This window comes from Stenotrophomonas sp. ATs4 (assembly GCF_051861585.1).
GTDB lineage: Bacteria > Pseudomonadota > Gammaproteobacteria > Xanthomonadales > Xanthomonadaceae > Stenotrophomonas > Stenotrophomonas maltophilia_AS.
In genome coordinates this window covers 16,474-33,118 of the sequence record NZ_JBLYPK010000006.1, presented here as the reverse complement: position 1 = coordinate 33,118, position 16,645 = coordinate 16,474, and the positions used below count along the sequence as shown (strand labels likewise).

Annotated in this window: 21 protein-coding genes; 11 read left to right on the top strand and 10 right to left on the bottom strand. The window is 65.6% G+C overall.

Annotated features, from left to right (window positions below):
- Position 1 precedes the first annotated feature (1 nt).
- From ABR323_RS11915 to ABR323_RS11900, 4 genes are all read right to left on the bottom strand, one after another.
- Complete coding sequence (locus ABR323_RS11915; RefSeq protein ID WP_439449459.1) at positions 2–979, bottom strand: MsnO8 family LLM class oxidoreductase; 978 nt, start codon at positions 977–979, stop codon at positions 2–4.
- 14 nt (positions 980–993) lie between these two features.
- On the bottom strand, positions 994–1,371 hold the full coding sequence (locus tag ABR323_RS11910; protein WP_439449458.1) for a DUF3088 family protein: 378 nt from the start codon (positions 1,369–1,371) through the stop codon (positions 994–996).
- 155 nt (positions 1,372–1,526) lie between these two features.
- The gene (gene msuE / locus ABR323_RS11905) at positions 1,527–2,108 is read right to left on the bottom strand and encodes an FMN reductase (RefSeq protein WP_439449457.1); all 582 of its coding nucleotides are present in this window, start codon (positions 2,106–2,108) and stop codon (positions 1,527–1,529) included.
- 52 nt (positions 2,109–2,160) lie between these two features.
- Positions 2,161–4,737 carry a TonB-dependent receptor plug domain-containing protein gene (locus ABR323_RS11900; protein ID WP_439449456.1) on the bottom strand — a complete coding sequence of 859 codons (2,577 nt, stop codon included), beginning with the start codon at positions 4,735–4,737 and terminating at the stop codon, positions 2,161–2,163.
- 317 nt (positions 4,738–5,054) lie between these two features.
- Here ABR323_RS11900 and ftrA point away from each other — a divergent pair, with 317 nt between their 5' ends.
- The 3 genes from ftrA to ABR323_RS11885 all read left to right on the top strand — a co-directional run bounded on the left by ftrA (position 5,055) and on the right by ABR323_RS11885 (position 6,804).
- Positions 5,055–6,056, top strand: coding sequence for a transcriptional regulator FtrA (ftrA, locus tag ABR323_RS11895; RefSeq protein WP_439449455.1), 1,002 nt, complete (start codon positions 5,055–5,057; stop codon positions 6,054–6,056).
- A gap of 182 nt (positions 6,057–6,238) precedes the next feature.
- The gene (locus ABR323_RS11890) at positions 6,239–6,523 is read left to right on the top strand and encodes a CopG family ribbon-helix-helix protein (RefSeq protein ID WP_439449454.1); all 285 of its coding nucleotides are present in this window, start codon (positions 6,239–6,241) and stop codon (positions 6,521–6,523) included.
- The gene (locus ABR323_RS11885) at positions 6,520–6,804 is read left to right on the top strand and encodes a type II toxin-antitoxin system RelE/ParE family toxin (protein WP_439449453.1); all 285 of its coding nucleotides are present in this window, start codon (positions 6,520–6,522) and stop codon (positions 6,802–6,804) included. The genes ABR323_RS11890 and ABR323_RS11885 overlap by 4 nt, the downstream gene beginning before the upstream one ends.
- 107 nt (positions 6,805–6,911) lie before the next feature.
- On the opposite strand, the gene ABR323_RS11880 is transcribed toward ABR323_RS11885, so the two are convergent.
- From ABR323_RS11880 to ABR323_RS11870, 3 genes are all read right to left on the bottom strand, one after another.
- On the bottom strand, positions 6,912–7,415 hold the full coding sequence (locus tag ABR323_RS11880) for a hypothetical protein (RefSeq protein ID WP_439449452.1): 504 nt from the start codon (positions 7,413–7,415) through the stop codon (positions 6,912–6,914).
- 90 nt (positions 7,416–7,505) lie between these two features.
- The gene (locus ABR323_RS11875; RefSeq protein ID WP_439449451.1) at positions 7,506–8,093 is read right to left on the bottom strand and encodes a TetR/AcrR family transcriptional regulator; all 588 of its coding nucleotides are present in this window, start codon (positions 8,091–8,093) and stop codon (positions 7,506–7,508) included.
- Between the two features lie 133 nt (positions 8,094–8,226).
- Positions 8,227–9,171: an AraC family transcriptional regulator N-terminal domain-containing protein gene (locus ABR323_RS11870; protein WP_439449450.1), complete on the bottom strand. Its 945-nt coding sequence runs from the start codon at positions 9,169–9,171 to the stop codon at positions 8,227–8,229.
- Positions 9,172–9,278: 107 nt separating this feature from the next.
- Between ABR323_RS11870 and ABR323_RS11865 the strand changes: the two genes are divergently transcribed.
- The gene (locus ABR323_RS11865) at positions 9,279–10,118 is read left to right on the top strand and encodes an oxidoreductase (RefSeq protein WP_439449449.1); all 840 of its coding nucleotides are present in this window, start codon (positions 9,279–9,281) and stop codon (positions 10,116–10,118) included.
- Between the two features lie 55 nt (positions 10,119–10,173).
- Here ABR323_RS11865 and ABR323_RS11860 read toward each other — a convergent pair whose 3' ends face one another.
- Entirely contained in the window at positions 10,174–10,698 is a 525-nt protein-coding gene (locus tag ABR323_RS11860; protein ID WP_439449448.1) for a GNAT family N-acetyltransferase, read from the bottom strand.
- Positions 10,699–10,863: 165 nt separating this feature from the next.
- Between ABR323_RS11860 and ABR323_RS11855 the strand changes: the two genes are divergently transcribed.
- Genes ABR323_RS11855 through ABR323_RS11845 form a run of 3 tightly spaced genes read left to right on the top strand, consistent with a single transcriptional unit; the run spans position 10,864 to position 12,123 of the window.
- Positions 10,864–11,319, top strand: a complete 456-nt coding sequence (locus ABR323_RS11855; protein WP_439449447.1) for an SRPBCC family protein — start codon at positions 10,864–10,866, stop codon at positions 11,317–11,319.
- Between the two features lie 10 nt (positions 11,320–11,329).
- Positions 11,330–11,662: an ArsR/SmtB family transcription factor gene (locus tag ABR323_RS11850; RefSeq protein ID WP_099529753.1), complete on the top strand. Its 333-nt coding sequence runs from the start codon at positions 11,330–11,332 to the stop codon at positions 11,660–11,662.
- Between the two features lie 2 nt (positions 11,663–11,664).
- The gene (locus ABR323_RS11845; protein ID WP_439449446.1) at positions 11,665–12,123 is read left to right on the top strand and encodes an SRPBCC family protein; all 459 of its coding nucleotides are present in this window, start codon (positions 11,665–11,667) and stop codon (positions 12,121–12,123) included.
- 30 nt (positions 12,124–12,153) lie between these two features.
- Here the strand turns inward: ABR323_RS11845 and ABR323_RS11840 are convergent, their stop codons facing one another.
- Entirely contained in the window at positions 12,154–12,330 is a 177-nt protein-coding gene (locus ABR323_RS11840) for a hypothetical protein (protein ID WP_439449445.1), read from the bottom strand.
- Between the two features lie 165 nt (positions 12,331–12,495).
- Between ABR323_RS11840 and ABR323_RS11835 the strand changes: the two genes are divergently transcribed.
- The 4 genes from ABR323_RS11835 (at position 12,496) to ABR323_RS11820 (ending at position 15,838) form a co-directional block, all read left to right on the top strand.
- Entirely contained in the window at positions 12,496–13,407 is a 912-nt protein-coding gene (locus tag ABR323_RS11835) for a LysR substrate-binding domain-containing protein (RefSeq protein WP_439449444.1), read from the top strand.
- A gap of 105 nt (positions 13,408–13,512) precedes the next feature.
- Positions 13,513–14,391 carry a CmcJ/NvfI family oxidoreductase gene (locus tag ABR323_RS11830; RefSeq protein WP_439449443.1) on the top strand — a complete coding sequence of 293 codons (879 nt, stop codon included), beginning with the start codon at positions 13,513–13,515 and terminating at the stop codon, positions 14,389–14,391.
- Positions 14,388–14,975 (top strand): 2-hydroxychromene-2-carboxylate isomerase, encoded by a 588-nt coding sequence (locus ABR323_RS11825; protein WP_439449442.1) that lies wholly within the window; start codon positions 14,388–14,390, stop codon positions 14,973–14,975. The genes ABR323_RS11830 and ABR323_RS11825 overlap by 4 nt, the downstream gene beginning before the upstream one ends.
- Positions 14,976–15,073: 98 nt before the next feature.
- Complete coding sequence (locus tag ABR323_RS11820; RefSeq protein WP_439449441.1) at positions 15,074–15,838, top strand: COG4705 family protein; 765 nt, start codon at positions 15,074–15,076, stop codon at positions 15,836–15,838.
- Here ABR323_RS11820 and ABR323_RS11815 read toward each other — a convergent pair.
- Positions 15,835–16,617, bottom strand: a complete 783-nt coding sequence (locus ABR323_RS11815) for a 3-hydroxybutyrate dehydrogenase (protein WP_439449440.1) — start codon at positions 16,615–16,617, stop codon at positions 15,835–15,837. The genes ABR323_RS11820 and ABR323_RS11815 overlap by 4 nt on opposite strands.
- Between the last annotated feature and the right edge of the window lie 28 nt (positions 16,618–16,645).

Here is a 16,645-nt window from a genome sequence, read left to right as displayed (position 1 = left end):
GTCAGGCCACCGCCGCGCGTGGCGCGGGCGACAGCAGTTCAAGGGATGTCAGGCGTGCGTCGAGGTCGGCCACCGGCGCATCAAGGATGAACTCGCCCACGCCGAAGCGCCGGTGCAGCGCATCCAGTTCGTCACGCACGTGCTGCGCATCACCGGACAACACGCTCGGGCGTGTTTCCTCGATGCGGAAGTCGGCCACGCCCACCTGGCGCGCGTACTCGGCAGCCGCTTCGGGGCTGGGCAGGTTCACCGTCTGCCCGGGACCGAGGTGCAGCTTGTAGACGCGCAAGGCACCGATATGACGCGCGGCCGCTTCGGCAGTCGGCGCGGCGAAGGCCACCGTGGCCAGCAGCGGTGGTTGCGAGGAGACGCTGCGATAGGCATCGAACGCGGCCTCGATGTGTTTCGGGTCGCCATCGAAGTGCGCGGCGTAGACGAAGCGCCAGCCAAGTTCGGCCGCCTGTTGCGCGCTCTGTGGGCTTGCGCCGAGCAGGAATCGCTCCGGCGCCTGCTGCGGAACCGGCCGCGCCAGCGCCTCGGCTTCGGCGCCGGACAGATAGCCCTCAAGATCGCGCAGTTGCTGGTCGAAGTCAGCGAATGCCGGGCGTCCGGCCGCCAGCGCGGCAGTCGATGCCGGCAGGCCACCCGGCGCCTTGCCCACGCCCAGATCCACGCGCCCTGGCGCCAACGCCGCCAGCAGGTTGAAGTTCTCGGCCACCTTGTACGGCGCATAGTGGCGCAGCATCACCCCGCCACTGCCGATGCGGATGCGTCGGGTCTGTGCCAGTACCCAGGCCGCCAGCACTTCCGGTGCGGGGCTCGCCAACGTCGGTGCGGCATGGTGCTCGGCAAACCAGTACCGGTGATAACCCAGCTGTTCGGCGCGCTGCGCCAGCTGCAGGCTGTTGCGCAGCGCCTGCTCCGGCGAGGCACCTTCGGCCACCGGGCTCTTGTCCAACACGCTGATCTGATAACTCATGGTCGCGTCCTCGCTCAGGGGTGGGCCACGGGAATGCCGAGCAACCCGTTCAGCGCCGCCAGGATCGGCTCGGCACCGGAGATGTACTGGCGGTCCTGGTGCGCGCCACTGGCCAGGTCGCTGCGCACGCCCTGCGGCAGCACCAGCTTCGGCAGCGACTGGTCCTGTTCGCCAATCTCGGCGATCACCTCGCGGCGCGGCCGTGCGAAGCCGATGCGGCGAACGTCCAGCTGCGCATCAAGGCCGTCGATGCTCGACAGCGCACCTTCCAGCAACAGGCTGTGCCGGCAGAAGAAGCGCTGGCCAGGAATCTGGCCATCCTCGAACTCCCGATCGAGCAGGAACAGGATGGGTTTGCTTGCTGTGTCCAAAGCCACGGAGGCCGTCCTCATCTTTGCCGGCAATGCGATGCCGCTTCGACTTCGATGCTAGAGATACCTGCTGTCGCGACGGCGATGCCAGGCGACAATCGGCGGTCAGATCCGGCCACGCAGATGCGCCTTGGCCATAAGCAGAATGCTGCTGGTTATGCGTGCCATCACAGGCGTCAGGCGATGCGTCGCAGCGGCGCCGCTACCGCGAGCGCCTGCGTAGCCAGATGGCCGGCCGCGCGCTCGGTCGCCAGCGCGATCCGCGCCTGCAAAGCGGTACTGTTGATGTGCTCGCCATCGAAATCGGCCGGCGTGGCATACACGCCGATAGGCAGCGTGTGCGCCTGCAGGAAACTGAACAACGGCCGCAGCTGGTGATCGATCACCAGTGCATGGCGCTCACTGCCTCCAGTCGCCGCCAGCAGCACCGGCGTATCCACCAGCGCCTCCAGCTCGATGAAATCCACCAGGTGCTTGAACAACCCCGGATACGAACCACGGTGCACCGGTGCGGCCACCACCAGCAGTTCGGCGGCTTCGATGGTCTGCAGCGCCTGCTCCACCGCTGGCTCAACTTCACCGCGCGACAACGACTGGCCCAGCGAGCGCGCGATCGGCGCCAGCTCCACCAGCTCCACGCTGGCATGCACTCGCTGCTGCAGCGACGCCAGCAGATGCCGCACCAGCAGCAACGTGCGCGATGTCGCCGAACTGGTCGGTGACCCCACCAATGCAACCACCTTCAATGCAGAAGACATGAACTGCTCCTCGATGATGCCGAACCACGTCCGGCCGCCTTTGGCGTGAACCTCAAAACCGGTAATTGACCCGCCCATACCAATACGTACCCACATTGCCCAGCACATCGCCGCTATCCCACGTCGTCTCGATGCTGGCCACATCGGTGGCACTACGCGCGTACTCGGGCACCTTGCGGGTGCGCTTGTCGAACACGTTGTTGATGCCCAGCGCCGCGCTCCAGCCCGCTCCCAGTTCCACACCACCGGACAGGTTGGTTACCAGCACCGGCGGCTGCTTGTACTCCACGCCGTTGTTCAGGCGCTTGATCGGGCCGTAGTAGGTGAAATCGACATTCGAACGCCAGCGCCCGTTCTGCCAGCCCAGCCCAGCCACCTGCGTGTAGCTGGGCGTGCGGAAGCGCAGCGCGTACTCGCTGGACTTGGTCAGCAGGTTGATGTTCGGCAGCCCCTGCAGCGCCGCCGGAATGTCGCTCACTTTCTGGATGGTGGTACGGCCGACGTTGGCCGCGTAGCTCCAGCGCAGCTTGCCCCACGCCGTTTCCTGGTTCGCTTCCAGGGTCAGCTCGACGCCGCGTGTACGGGTGTTGCCCACATTGGTGAAATAGCTGGCATAGAACGCATCACCCGGCAGGATGCTGATGCCGGCCGAACCCAGCAGCGCATCGATGGTGTTCTTCTGCGCCGCACTCAGCACCGTGCCGCTGTTGTCGGTGACACGTGCCGGATCCTGCGCGTTGTAGCCGATCTGGCTGGACTGGCCGAGCTGGCCGCGGATGTCGATCTGATAGGCATCCACTGCCAGATGGAACGCCGGGCTCGGGTCCCAGGTCACGCCCAGGCTGTAGTTGGTGGCCTTTTCCGGCTTCAGCGGCGTGGCACCCAGCGCGATCGCCGCCGGCGAAGACACCTGCGCCACCAGCGTGGTGCCGCAAGGGCAGCTGCCAGTGGCCTGGTAGAACTGCGCGCCCAGGCTGGGCGCATGGAAGCCGTTGCTGACCGTGGCGCGCACCCCCAGCGCATCGGTGAAGTCGAAGCGCGTGGTCAGGCGGCCGGTGGAGACACTGCCGAAGTCGGAATGGTCTTCCCAGCGCGCGGCCGCATCCAGATACCAGCGCGAGGTGATGTTGGTGGCCGCCCCCACGTACACCGCCTTGCTGTTGCGGGTCGCCTTCACCGCGTCGGCGGTGGAATAGCCGACGAAGGCCGCAGCACCGAAGCCGGTGTACGACTCCCACTGCCCTGCCCCACGCTCGTACTGTTCGTGCTGGTACTCGGCGCCCGCGCTCACTTCCAGCGGCGAAGCAAAGGCCGCCACCTCGAAGCCTCGGCGCAGGTCCAGGTTGGCGATGCCCTGCTGGTAATCCAGCTTGCCGTCATAGAAGTCGGTGGGCGAACCGGGGTACGGCAGCGAGTAGTTCACCGAGTTGCGCGTATAGGTGCGCACCGTGCTGCGGTTGCCGGTCAGGCTGGCGTCGTAATCCCAGCCTGCGAACTGCCCTTTCACGCCAGCGGTGCCGGTGTACTGCTTCTCTTTGGTTTCCAGCACCGGCAGGAAGCCGTCGGGAAACACGCTCAGAACGCCGGGGGCCCTGTAGGTGGTGAAGATGGTCGCCGGCAAGCGGAAGTTCTGGATCGCCTGTGCGGTGCGGTCGCTGGCGGTGGCGTTGGCGTAGAACTGCGCACTTTCGCCCAGGCCATGGCCCACATTCACCGCAAAGGCCTTCAACGCATACGACGGCGAGCTGAGGATGGTGTTGGCCTCGGCATCGCGGCCGGCCTCCGCCGGGTTCGGCGATGCGCCTGCCGGCAACCGGTTGTTCGGGCGCAGCGCCACCAGATTGCCGCTACCATCCACCGCTGGGTAGCTCAGATAGCCGTCGATGTAGCGACGGGTGCGAATCGCATGATGCTGGCGGGTGGTCTCGCCGGACAGATTGACGAAGCCATCCTGGCCCCACGGCAGGCCTACGTTGGCACGCACGCTGGTACGCGAACCGTCGCCATCGATGCTCTGCCCGCTCTCCACCGACACATCACCACCGTGCGCCTGCGATTTCAGGATGACGTTGACCACGCCGGTGATCGCGTCCGAGCCATAGATGGCCGAGGCACCGTCACGCAGCACTTCCACGTGGTCGATGGCTGAGACCGGAATCAGCGCCAGATCGGCCCAGGCATGGCCCGGATAGCCGCCGCCGTTTGCCCCGCTCACATAGGCACTGGCATTGCGACGCTTGCCGTTCACCAGCACCAACGTGTAGCCCGGTGACAGGTTGCGCAGCTGGTAGCCGCGGATCAGGCTTTCCTGGTCGCTCTGGTAGCCGCCGATCTGGCTGAGCGACGGCAGGCTGCGCTGCAGCGCTTCCAGCAGGTTGCCCTGGCCGGTGGCGGCAAGGTCCTCGGCGGAGATCACATCGATGGGCGTGGAGCTGTTCTTTACCGTGCGCGTGCTGGTGCGCGAACCGGTGACCACCACCGCATCCAGCGTGGACGCCGCCACGTTGGCCGTCGCGGCGGTGGTGGCAGGATCCGCATCGGCTTCAGCCGCATGGCTGGGCGACGCGACGAGGACGGCCGAGATCAGGACGGCGAGAGTACTCAGGACAGGGGCGTGGGCGGCAGGCATGGGGGCTCGTGGGGGTGGGCCGGAAACACGCTTCCATTCAAGGGCCTGTTCACCTGGCGCGACAGGCGGGATCACGTCACCCAACCGTCATATCCGGCCACCCACATGACCGCTGGTAATGACGTTAGGCGGCACACACGCACGGGGTCGGATCCCTTTCCAAAGGAAAGGGCTCTGACCCCACACACGCATCCACCCACGGGGTCAGAGCCCTTCCTGCGGAAGGGATCCGACCCCGGTTTCCATATACCCCGCAGGCATCACCTCATGCCCGCGCACCACTCAGCGCCACGCACCGCCCCCCGTAGCATCAAGGCATGCCCAGCCCACCCGCCGATCCCACCGCGCCGCTCGTCGCCATCGTTGCCTGCCACGGCCAGGGGCTGTTCGAGTTCGGCTGTGCGGTCGGCCTGTTCGCGCCGGTGCGCCCGGAACTCGGCGTCGCCTGGTACCGCACCCAGCTGTGCGCGGGCGAACCCGGTGCGCTGCGCATGCTCGGCGGCACGCAGGTCCAACTCCCCTACGATCTCAGCACTGTTGATGACGCAGACACCATCGTCATCCCCGGTTGGCGCGAACCCAGTGAGCGCCCACCGCAGGCGCTGCTCGATGCACTGATCCGTGCCCACGCGCGTGGCGCACGCATCGCTTCCATCTGCTCCGGTGCCTTCGTGCTGGCGTGGGCCGGGCTGCTCGATGGCCGTCAGGCCACCACCCACTGGCGCCTCACCGAAGCGCTCGCACGCGACTTCCCACGTATCGATGTGCGCGAGGATGCGCTGTACGTGGACACCGGCAGCATCATCACCTCGGCCGGCTCGGCCACCGGCATGGACATGATGCTGCACATGGTGCGCAAGGATTACGGCGCGCGCGTGGCCAACCTCGTGGCCGAACGACTGGTGCTGGCGCCGTGGCGCGATGCCGAACGCAGCCAGCGCGTCAGCCGCGCCATTCCGCATGGCGAGCCCACGCGGCTGGCAAAGCTGATGGAGTGGATGCGCCGCAACCTGCGCGAACCGCACTCGCTCGGCAGCCTCGCCGAGCAGGCCGCGCTCAGCCAACGCACGCTGCAGCGGCAGTTCCTGGAAGCCACCGGACTGTCACCCATCGACTGGCTGATCCGCGAGCGCGTGGCTTTCGCGCGCGAGCTGCTGGAAACCACCGACCGGCCACTGCAGTGGATTGCAGAACAGGCCGGCTTTGGTTCGCAGGAATCCTTCCGTCGGCACTTCCGAGGTCAGGTCGCTGCCAGCCCCATCGAATACCGCAACCAGCATCGCAGTGGCATCAGCGCCGACCGGATGGTGGGGTGTTGATAGCGCCGGAAGCGCTTGACGCTTATAGCCTCGCGGGAGCGCTGCAGGCGCTGTAGCCTCGGGTTCGAACAATCCAGATTCGAGCAGAAGTCCATCAGTGGCCCACGCCCCGCAGCCATTCATGGTCCACAGGATCAGCCATGCTACGGTGTACATACCATGTAACACATGAAGACAACGCCGTGAACGAAGCAACTTTCACATTCCGTGTGGACGAATCACTGAAGGAAGCCTTCGGCAATGCCGCAAAGGCCCGGGACCGCACCAGTGCTCAACTACTGCGTGATTTCATGCGCGCCTTTGTGCAGCAACAGGAGGACAGCGAGCAGGAAGCGCGCATCCGCGAGCAGGTTCAGGTCGGATTGGAGGCTGCAAATGCCGGACACCTGATACCCGCAGCCGAGGTTGAGGCCAGATTTGCCGCACGCCGAGCGGGGACCAGACGCAGGCTCGAAAGATCGAAGTGAAAGAACTGCTCTGGACAACGCAGGCGATCGAGGACCGCGAGTCAATCTATGCATTCATCGAGGCAGATAATCCAGCTGCCGCCCTGGCGCTGGACACGTTATTCGGCCAGAAGTCCAGCCGGCTCGGCGAGCATCCCAACATCGGCAGGAATGGCCGGGTAGCAAACACCCGTGAATGGGTGCTTCATTCCAATTATATTCTTGTGTACGACATCGTCGGCACGCAGGTACGGGTGCTTCGCCTGCTGCACACCGCACGTGCCCATGCGGAGGGCAACTGATCCCCCCGCATTGGCGGACACGTTGGGCTTGCTTGCCACAACGGGTGAACCTTCTTGTGGACATGCCAACGGAAACCGCCAATCTGAAGGTCAGCAGAGGAAAGAGCTCAACGGCTTGATGCTACCCGCTGCCGTGCATGAATCCGCCAGCACTGCGCCACGAAGCCGATCGCAAACACCACCGCACATCCCAGCAGCGTCTGCAGGATCACCGGCGCCAGCGACGCGGCCGCAATCGGATGCGCCACCGGCAGTCGCGTCAGCGTTTCATTCACGCCCGGCACCAGCGACAGCAGGAAGCTGAAAGACAGTGCGAACGTCGACAGATAGGGCGCCAACCGCCCCAAGAGCCGCAACCGAGCCACCAAAATCCCACCGAATGCAATCAACAGAATCACCACACCAAACGCATGGCCAGGATTGAGGCCGCCGGTGCTGGAGACGGTGAACGAGGTCACCACCGACAGCACCAACCCCAGCAGATAGAGCTTGCCGGCGCGCGTAGTCGGATCAATGGCCCGATACCGGATGAAACCGAACAGGCCGGCGGCGATGGGAACCAGGCTGATCGCGGTGTGCACGATGCCCAAGTGAGAAAGCGGATGACTCATGACGACCTCTGTTGAAGTTTTGAACCTACTAGTAGGTAGGCTATATGGACAAAAAGAAGGCCCGCTCCACGCAGGCCTCCGTCGAAACATTCAGACCGCCGGCACCAGCCGGGCAATCGACAACCGTGCCAGCGCCGCGAACGTCGCTGCATCACCAAAACCGCGCGCCGCCAGCATCGCGCCATGCACCGAGGCCATGAAGGCCTTCGCCTCGTCGGCAGGCGTGCCCTGCAGGCGCAGCTGGCCTCGGGCCACGCCCTTCTCCAGCGTCACCGTCAGCCAGCCGCTCAGATCCTCGAAGTGCCCGCGCACTTCGTCGGCAACTTCCAGCGGAATCATCGGCATCTCGGCGGCCAGCATCGCGCAGATGCAGAACGACGCCGTACCACCGGCAATGCAGGTCGACCAGTAGTCCACGTAGGCGTTGAGCTCCTGCAACGGGTCGCCCAGCTGCCGGTCCAGCAGCGCCAGGCCTTCACGCGCCTCGGCCCGGTACCGTTTGACCACCGTGCGCACCAGGTCGGCCTTGCTGGGGAAATGGTGGTGGATGCTGGCCTTGCTGATGTTCACCCGCGCGGACACGTCGGCATAGCTGAAACCGTTGTAGCCACCGGCTTCCAGCAGCGAACGGGCATGCTCCAGGATCTCGTGGGCCTTGGGGGAGAGTGACTCTTTCATGGATGCAAACCTACTAGTAGGTAGATGCCCTGTCAACCGCCTCGTTCGCCGGGCATGGCCCGGCACTACCGGTGAGGCGGGCGCGTCGGTGGGAGTATGGGTAGCGCCGGACCATGCCCGGCGAATGCCGCAATCAATGCGAAGACACATACACCGCATCAGCCGGCGCCGGCGGCGACGCAAAACTTCGCCGCATGCGCGCCACCTCGGCCGCCGGCGGCAACCCGAACAGGCGCTTGAACTCCCGATTGAACTGCGACGGGCTGGCGTACCCCACCGCCAATGATGCCGCCTCAGCCGTCATTCCCTGTCGCAGCATCAGCAGCCGCGCCTGGTGCAGCCGCGTGGACTTCACGTACTGCATCGGCGAGGTACCGGTAATGCCGCGGAAGTGATCATGGAACGTAGCCACGCTCATCTCCGCCCGTGCTGCCAGCGCATCAACATCCAGCGCCGTCGAATAGGCCGCGTGGATATGCCGCAGCACCGTGCCGATGCGGCCGAAGCGCCCGCGCATGGCCAGCGCCTCGCGCATCGCCCCACCCTGGGCGCCGGTCAGCACCCGGAAATACAGCTCGCGCACCAGCGAGGGGCCCAGCACGTCTGCCTCCAACGGATCGGCCAGCGCCTCCAGCAACCGCAGCACGGTGGTCTGCATCGCGCCCTGCATTGGGCTGGACATCATGCTCTGTGCTGGCGCTTCGGTGCTGGCGGCGCGCTCGCCCAGTTCGATCAGCAGATCCGCCGCCAGTTGCAGGTCCAGATGCAGATAGATCGCCAGCAGCGGCGCCTCTGCCGACGCATCGGTTTCCATGGTGAACGGCACCGGCACCGACACCGCGAGGTAGTGCTGCGCGTCGTACTGGTAGACCTGCCCGCCCAGATAGCCTCGCTTCACGCCTTGGCAGACGATCACGATGCCGGGGTCGTACAACACCGGCGTACGCGCCAGTGGTCGGTCCGATCGCAGCAACCGCACCCCCGGCAGGGGTGTGAGCGTGTAGCCCTCCACCGCCGCCAGCGTCTTCAGCAGGCCGACCATGCGCGCCTGCACCTGCCGTTGCAGGGAATCGACCACCGGCACGGACACTCCAGAGGAATAGGCAAGAATGGCCGAATCCTAGGCCTGTGGCCCCGGTCGTTCAAGCACTAACGTGCAAGCCCTGCCCACCACGAACGCCCCTCATGACCCCTTCCCGCCTCCTCCTCATCACCGGTGTCAGCAGTGGATTCGGCCGCGCCCTTGCCCAGCAGGCCCTGCTGACCGGCCATCGCGTAGTCGGCACCGTGCGCAACGAAACTGACCGCCAGGCGCTCGAAGCGCTGGCGCCCGGCCGCGCATTCGGCCGCCTGCTGGACGTAACCGATACCGCCGCCATCGATGCGCTCGTCGCCGATATCGAAACCAACATCGGAAGCATCGACGTGCTGGTCAACAACGCTGGCTACGGCCACGAAGGCATCCTCGAAGAATCCACGCTCGCCGAGCTGCGGCAGCAGTTCGAAGTGAACGTGTTCGCTCCGGCCGCGCTGATCAAAGCGGTGCTGCCGCACATGCGCGCGCGGCGCCGCGGCCACATCCTCAACATCACCTCCATGGGCGGTTTCATCACGATGCCGGGCATCGCCTGGTACTGCGGCAGCAAGTTCGCGCTGGAGGGCATCAGTGAAGTGCTTGGCAAGGAAGTCGCGCCGTTTGGTATCCACGTCACGGCCGTCGCGCCGGGCTCCTTCCGAACCGACTGGGCAGGCCGCTCGATGGCGCGGGCACCGCGCAGCATTGAAGACTACGACGCCTTGTTCGATCCCATCCGCAGCGCGCGTGAGGCAAAGAGCGGCCATCAGCGGGGTGATCCGGTGAAGGCTGCACAGGCCATGCTGCAGGTCATCGACAGCGACGCGCCACCCAGCCACCTGCTACTGGGCAGCGATGCGCTGCAGCTGGTACGGGCGAAGCTCGCGTCGATGGCCAGCAGCATCGACACGTGGGAAAAACTGAGTCGCTCGACCGACAGCCCCATATGAGTTCAAGCGGCATCCGTTTCCTGCACGCGGTCTGCGACTGAACGAAGCAGCCGCGTCAGAGCTGCCGCCCCAGCAACATCCCCGGCCAGCCGTCCACGTTGAACGGCGCTATGCGCGTATACCCGCAGGATTCGTAGAAGCGCACCAGATCGCCACTGCCACCGCCGTAGCAGTCCACACGCAGATGGTCGAGTCCGGCAGCCCGCGCCTGCTCATCGGCGAATGACATCAAGCGACGACCAATGCCACGCACGCGAGGATCGCGTGAGGCCACCAGCACCCGTACGTACAGCTCCGGACCGGTGGACGCAGGCACGTAGGGCATCGACTCGCCCAGCGCCAGGAACGCGCGCACGTCACCCTGCTCGTTCTGCGCCACCCACGCTCCCGGCAGTGCACACGCCTCGGTCACCTGGGTGATCCGGCGCGGCATCGTTGACCACGGCTCGCTGCCCCATTGCTGCACATTGCCATTCGACACGAACCATTCGATCACCTCGTCGAACAGCGTCAGCACCGCAGGCGCATCGGCCACACTGGCGCGGCGGATGTTCAAGGTGTCCTTTCCAGCTTCAGTCATGCATGCACTCCCTGACGTTCCGTAGATCCAGTAGTGCCAGGCCATGCCTGGCAAGCGCCCAGTGTATCGATGCGGCTCTCCAGCCATCGGACTTGACATGCAGGCATTTACCTGCATATATTCCACTCAAGGGCGACGCCTGTCCGCCCACGCGAGGAACCTGCAATGGTGGATATCGCACACAGGGTCGGCATCAAGGCCCCTGCAAGCCAGGTGTACCAAGCCCTGGCCACCCCCGAAGGCGTGGCCGCCTGGTGGGCCGAAGACACTCATGGCGACCGCGAAGCCGGCGGCACGGTCAAGGTGCGCTTCACGAACAACGGCCAGGAAATCGGCGCCATGGAAATGAAACTTGAGCAGCTTGTTCCAGGCGAGCTCGTGCTTTGGCGGTTCCTCGCGGGCCCTGCCGAATGGATCGGCACCCACGCGCGCTTCGCGCTGAAGCAGGAAGGCGACTACTGCATTGTCCTGTTCACCCACGAAGGCTGGAAGGAACGTGTCGAGTTCACCTCCCACTGCAGCACCAAGTGGGCGGTGTTCCTGATGAGCCTGAAGGCGCTGCTGGAAACCGGCAAGGGCCAGCCCAACCCACACGACGTCAGGATCGACAACTGGAATTGAAGACATCCCCATGGCGGTAGACCACGTGCGCGACGCAGACAAGGTATTCAAGGCCCTGGCCGATCCCACACGCCGGACGCTGCTGGATCTGCTCTGCGAGGACAACGGGCAGACGCTGGGCCAGTTGTGCGAGCACCTGGACATGGCCCGGCAATCGGTTACCCAGCACCTGGGCCTGTTGGAAGACGCCAACCTGATCAGCACCGTGCGCCGTGGCCGCGAGAAGCTGCACTTCATCAACCCAGTGCCCCTGCACGAGGTCTACGAGCGCTGGGTACGCAAGTTCGAGCAGCAGCGCCTGAGCCTGCTGCATGACCTGAAACGAGAACTGGAAGGAGAATGACGATGTCCGCAGAGTCCACCCGCTTCATCCACGTGATCTACATCGCTTCCACACCACAGAAGGTGTTCGAGGCCATCACCCGGCCCGAGATCGCGAGCCGCTACTGGGGCCACGAGAACGTCTCGGACTGGAAACCCGGCTCGCGCTGGCAGCATGTGCGTGCCAACGAAACACGCTCGGTCGAGCTGGTTGGCGAGGTGGTGGAAAGCACTCCACCCTCTCGTCTGGTCATCACCTGGGCCGCCGCCTCGCAGGCCGAGAACCCGGATGCTTACAGCCGCGTCACCTTCGACATCGTGCCCTATCAGGACATGGTGCGGCTGACCGTCACCCACGACGAACTGGAACCGGGCAGCGGCATGGATACCGGCATCCGCCAGGGCTGGCCGATCGTGCTGTCGAGCCTGAAGTCGCTGCTGGAGACCGGCAAGGGGCTGGATGTGTTTGCGAAGCCGAACTAACGCAGTGCGGGCGCGTGGCCACCCACGCGCCTACAGCGCCACGCTGCCAATCAATCGGTACAGAAACGCGGTCGCGGCAAACGCGGCCGCAAACGAGAACAGCCAATGGGTCTCCGCTGAAAGCTGCCGCTCGCCCACCGCATCCAGCAACCCGGCATCCAGCAACCCGGCATCCCGGAGCCGGAACTGGCGGCGAAGCAGCAGCATGCAAAACCCTTAGCACGAGCAGTGGCAGCCACGCGAATACCAGCATGGTCGCTATCCGCTCACGCTGCGCGAGCGCCCCTAACCGCCCTGCCCGGGCGCCCTGGACCGACCTGCCTGCCCGCCCATGCTAGGGTGTAGCCGCCCTTCGTTGCATACCCATTGGTCATGTCACTGCCACTGGTCCGCCTGCCCTCACTCGATCTGATCCGCGGCTTCGTCGCCGTCGGCCGCCGCATGAGCATCACCGTCGCCGCACAGGATCTGTGCCTTACCCAGTCGGCCGTCAGCCGGCAGATCCACGCACTGGAAGATCTGCTGGGCGTGAAGCTGCTGCTGCGCGGGCATCGCTCGCTCAGCTTCACCGCCGAAGGCGAGCGCCTGTTCCGCAGCGCCGACAGCGCGGTGCAGCAACTGCAGGATGTACTGGGGGAAGTCAGCCCGCGAGGCCGTGCGCGCCCGGTCACGCTCAGTGCCAGCATCGGCGTCACCGGCCTGTGGCTGCTGCCACGCCTGAGCCGCCTGCAGGCCCTGCACCCGAACATCGACCTGCGTGTCTCGGCGGACAACCGGGTGGCTGATCTGCGCCGCGATGGCATCGACCTAGCCATCCGCTATGCCCCTGCGCAGGCCGTACCCGAAGGCGCCCTGCACATGTTCGGGGAATCGGTCGCACCCGTGATGCACGCCACGGCAGAGGCAGCGCCACTGCGCTCGGCCAAGGCACTGGCCGGGCTCACCCTGCTCGAATTCGACGACCCACCACACCCGTGGCTGCAGTGGGCAAACTGGCTCGCCGCACAGGGCTGGGCCGGCGCCAAGCCGAAGGCGATCCTGCGTTTCAACCAGTACGACCAGGTCATCCAGGCCGCACTGGCTGGCCAGGGCATTGCACTGGGCCGCCTGCCGTTGATCCAGCCACTGCTGGACGACGGCCGGCTGATGCAGGCCCACGCTGCAGCGCCCCCGCACGAAACCTCGCACGCGTACTGGCTGATCCAGGCCGACTCGCAGCCCCGCAAAGAGGTGCAGCAGGTCGCGGCGTGGCTGCAGGCAGAGTCGGCTACCGAACCGTCCTGAGCCGCACTTTTCGCATGCGCTGAGCTCATGCGAAGTGACCGAAATATCGTTTGAGCACATCGCCGTGCTGGCGCCCAATGCAGATCGTGCCCACGGAGCCATCGCATGAACGCCCCCGCCTTGTTGCCACTGCCACGCCGCGTTACCGAGCCCGCGCCCGCCCTGCCCGTTGCCGCTGCATTGAACTATCTGCAACCGAACGGCAGCCGGCCCTTCAGCTACGCCTGCCCGCCGCCGGAGGGTACGCCGTGGGAAAGCCATGACTACACACCCACCTGGATGCCGATCCATGATGCGCGGCTGGCACAGGGCCAGACCTCCATCCACCGCGAAGGTTTCGAGCTGTGGAATGCGCCCACTGGCGTACAGGACTTCCAGGACGATGCCCAGGTCCGCAGCCTGTACTATGCCGAATCGACCGCGCTGGCACTGACGGTCACCGGCGCACGCTGGGCGTATGTGTTCGACCACCTGCTTCGCCGGCGCGAGCCCGAGCGCGAGGCGGTGTCCTTCGGGCGCCAGGGCAACGATGGCCGCGCTGCAGTCAACGGGCGCATCCACAACGATTACACCGAAGCCTCCGGCCGCGCACGCCTGGCACGCGTGCTGGGTGAAAACGCCCACTCCGAGGTCAAGCGCTTTGCCATCGTCAACATCTGGCGCGCCATCAACGGCCCCGTGCGTGATACCCCATTGGCGGTCTGCGACGCCCGCTCGGTGGCCGCGCAGGATCTGGTCGACAGCGAAGTGCGCTACCCGCGCCGCGTCGGCGAGATCTACCACGCGGTGCACGCGCCGCAGCACCGCTGGTCGTACTTCTCGCTGATGGCACCGCACGAAGCGCTGGTGTTCAAGCAGTACGACTCGCAAACCGAGGGTGTCGCCCGCTTCGTGCTGCATACCGCGTTCGACCTGCCCAGGATTCCAGCCGATGCACCGCTGCGCGAGAGCATCGAACTGCGCTGCCTGGTGGTGTTCGAATGAGTGCACCCATCGAAATCTGGTTCGACTTCGCCAGCAACTACAGCTACCTCAGCGTGATGCGCATCGAAGATGCTGCCCGCCAGGCCGGACGCCAAGTGCAGTGGCGCCCGTTCCTGCTCGGCCCGATCTTCCAGGCGCAGGGCTGGAACAATTCACCTTTCGTGCTGCAGAAGGCCAAGGGCGCCTACGTCTGGCAGGACATGCCCCGGCAATGCCACAAACACGGACTGCGCTGGAGGCAACCCAGCGTGTTTCCGCGCTCTTCGATACTGGCCGCGCGGGTCGCACTGCACGGCGCCGGGCAACCTTGGATCGGTGCCTTCTGCCGCGAAGTGATGACGCTCAATTTCGCTGAGGACCGTGACATCGCCGATGTGCAGGTGATCACCGAGGTACTGAGGGGCCTGGGCCTGGATGCCGCCACCCTCATCGCCGCAGCGCAATCGGAACAGAACAAGCAGGCCCTGCGCGCGCAGACCGAACAGGCCATGGCCCGTGGCGTCTTCGGTGCGCCCACCTTCTTCGTGGGCGATGAGATGTTCTGGGGCGACGATCGACTGGCGGATGCACTGGCCGTCTCCTGAACGCCACGCCCAACGCTCATCCTTGCCGAACGCGGTTCCGACCACGTTACGACGGCCGCCGCCACAGCATCGCTTACAGGCATCCCTGGCGACGTTCGATGAGTGCTTCAGACGCAGAGTCCCTGCACAGCAAAGTGGCGGCGGTCACCCTCGGCTTCTGGGTGATGAAGATCGCCGCCACCACCCTCGGCGAGACCGCAGGCGACCTGCTGTCGATGACGCTCAACCTGGGCTACGTGGCCAGCTCGGCCATCCTGCTGGCGATCTTCGCCGGCCTGCTGGGCATGCAGCTGTCTGCACGGCGCTTCCACCCGGTGCTGTTCTGGTCGGTAGTGCTTGCCACCAGCACCGCCGGCACCACCATGTCGGACCTGATCGACCGCACGCTCGGCCTGGGCTACGCCACCGGCGCCAGCCTGCTGGCCGGCTGCCTGGCGCTGGTTCTGCTGGCCTGGCGGATATCGGAGAAGTCGATCTCAGTCAGCAACATCGAATCGCGCCGCGCCGAAGGCTTCTACTGGGCCGCCGTGCTGTTCTCCAACACGCTCGGTACCGCACTGGGCGACTTCCTCGCCGACGATTCCGGGCTGGGCTTCACCGGCGGCACACTGCTGATCGGCAGCCTCATCGCGCTCACCGCGCTGGCCAGTCGCATCAAGGGCATCAACCGGGTCATCCTGTTCTGGATCGCCTTCGTGCTCACCCGCCCGTTCGGCGCCACCTTCGGCGACCTGCTCACCAAGCCACTGGAAAAGGGCGGCCTGGGCTTCGGCACAGTAGGTTCGTCGCTGGTGCTGTTCACCATTCTCGCTACGCTGGTAGCGCTGCCGATGCTGCAGCGTAAGCCACAGCCAGCCAGCTAGCGCGCCGTCCAGCCCCCATCCACCGGCAGCGCCGTACCGGTGATCTGCGCCGCAGCGTCCGAGGCCAGGAACACCACCATCGCCCCCAGCTGCTCTGGCGTCACGAACTGCGACGAGGGCTGCTTTTCAGCCAGCAGCGCACGCGCGGCCGACTCCTGATCCGTGCCTTCGCGCTCGGCCAACGCGGTGATCTGCTGCTCGACCAGCGCCGTCCGCACCCAGCCCGGGCAGATCGCATTGGCGGTGATGCCAGTGCCCGCATTCTCCAGCGCGGTCACCTTGGTGAACCCCACCACGCCATGCTTGGCCGCCACATAGGCCGACTTGTTCACCGAGCCCACCAGCCCGTGCACCGACGCGATGTTGATGATGCGACCGGCGCGCTGCTGCTTCATATGGGGCAAGGCCGCCGCCGTTGCGTGGAACACCGCCGAGAGATTCAGCGCCAGGATCGCATCCCACTTCTCGACCGGGAATTCCTCGATCGACGCGGTGTACTGGATGCCGGCATTGTTCACCAGGATGTCGATGCGGCCCATCGTTGCAACGGCGCGGTCGATCATTCCTCGCACCGCCTCGCCACGGGAAAGATCGGCGCCGTCATGCGCCACGCGCACGCCGAACTCGGCTTCCAGTTGGAAACGGATGCATTCGATTTCCGCCGCATCGCCGAAGCCATTCAGCACGATATCGGCGCCTTGCCGCGCCAGCGCGGTGGCAATGCCAAGACCGATACCACTGGTGGAACCGGTGACCACCGCGACCTTTCCACTGAACATGGGCGAGCTTCCATCGGGCGTAGGCAGT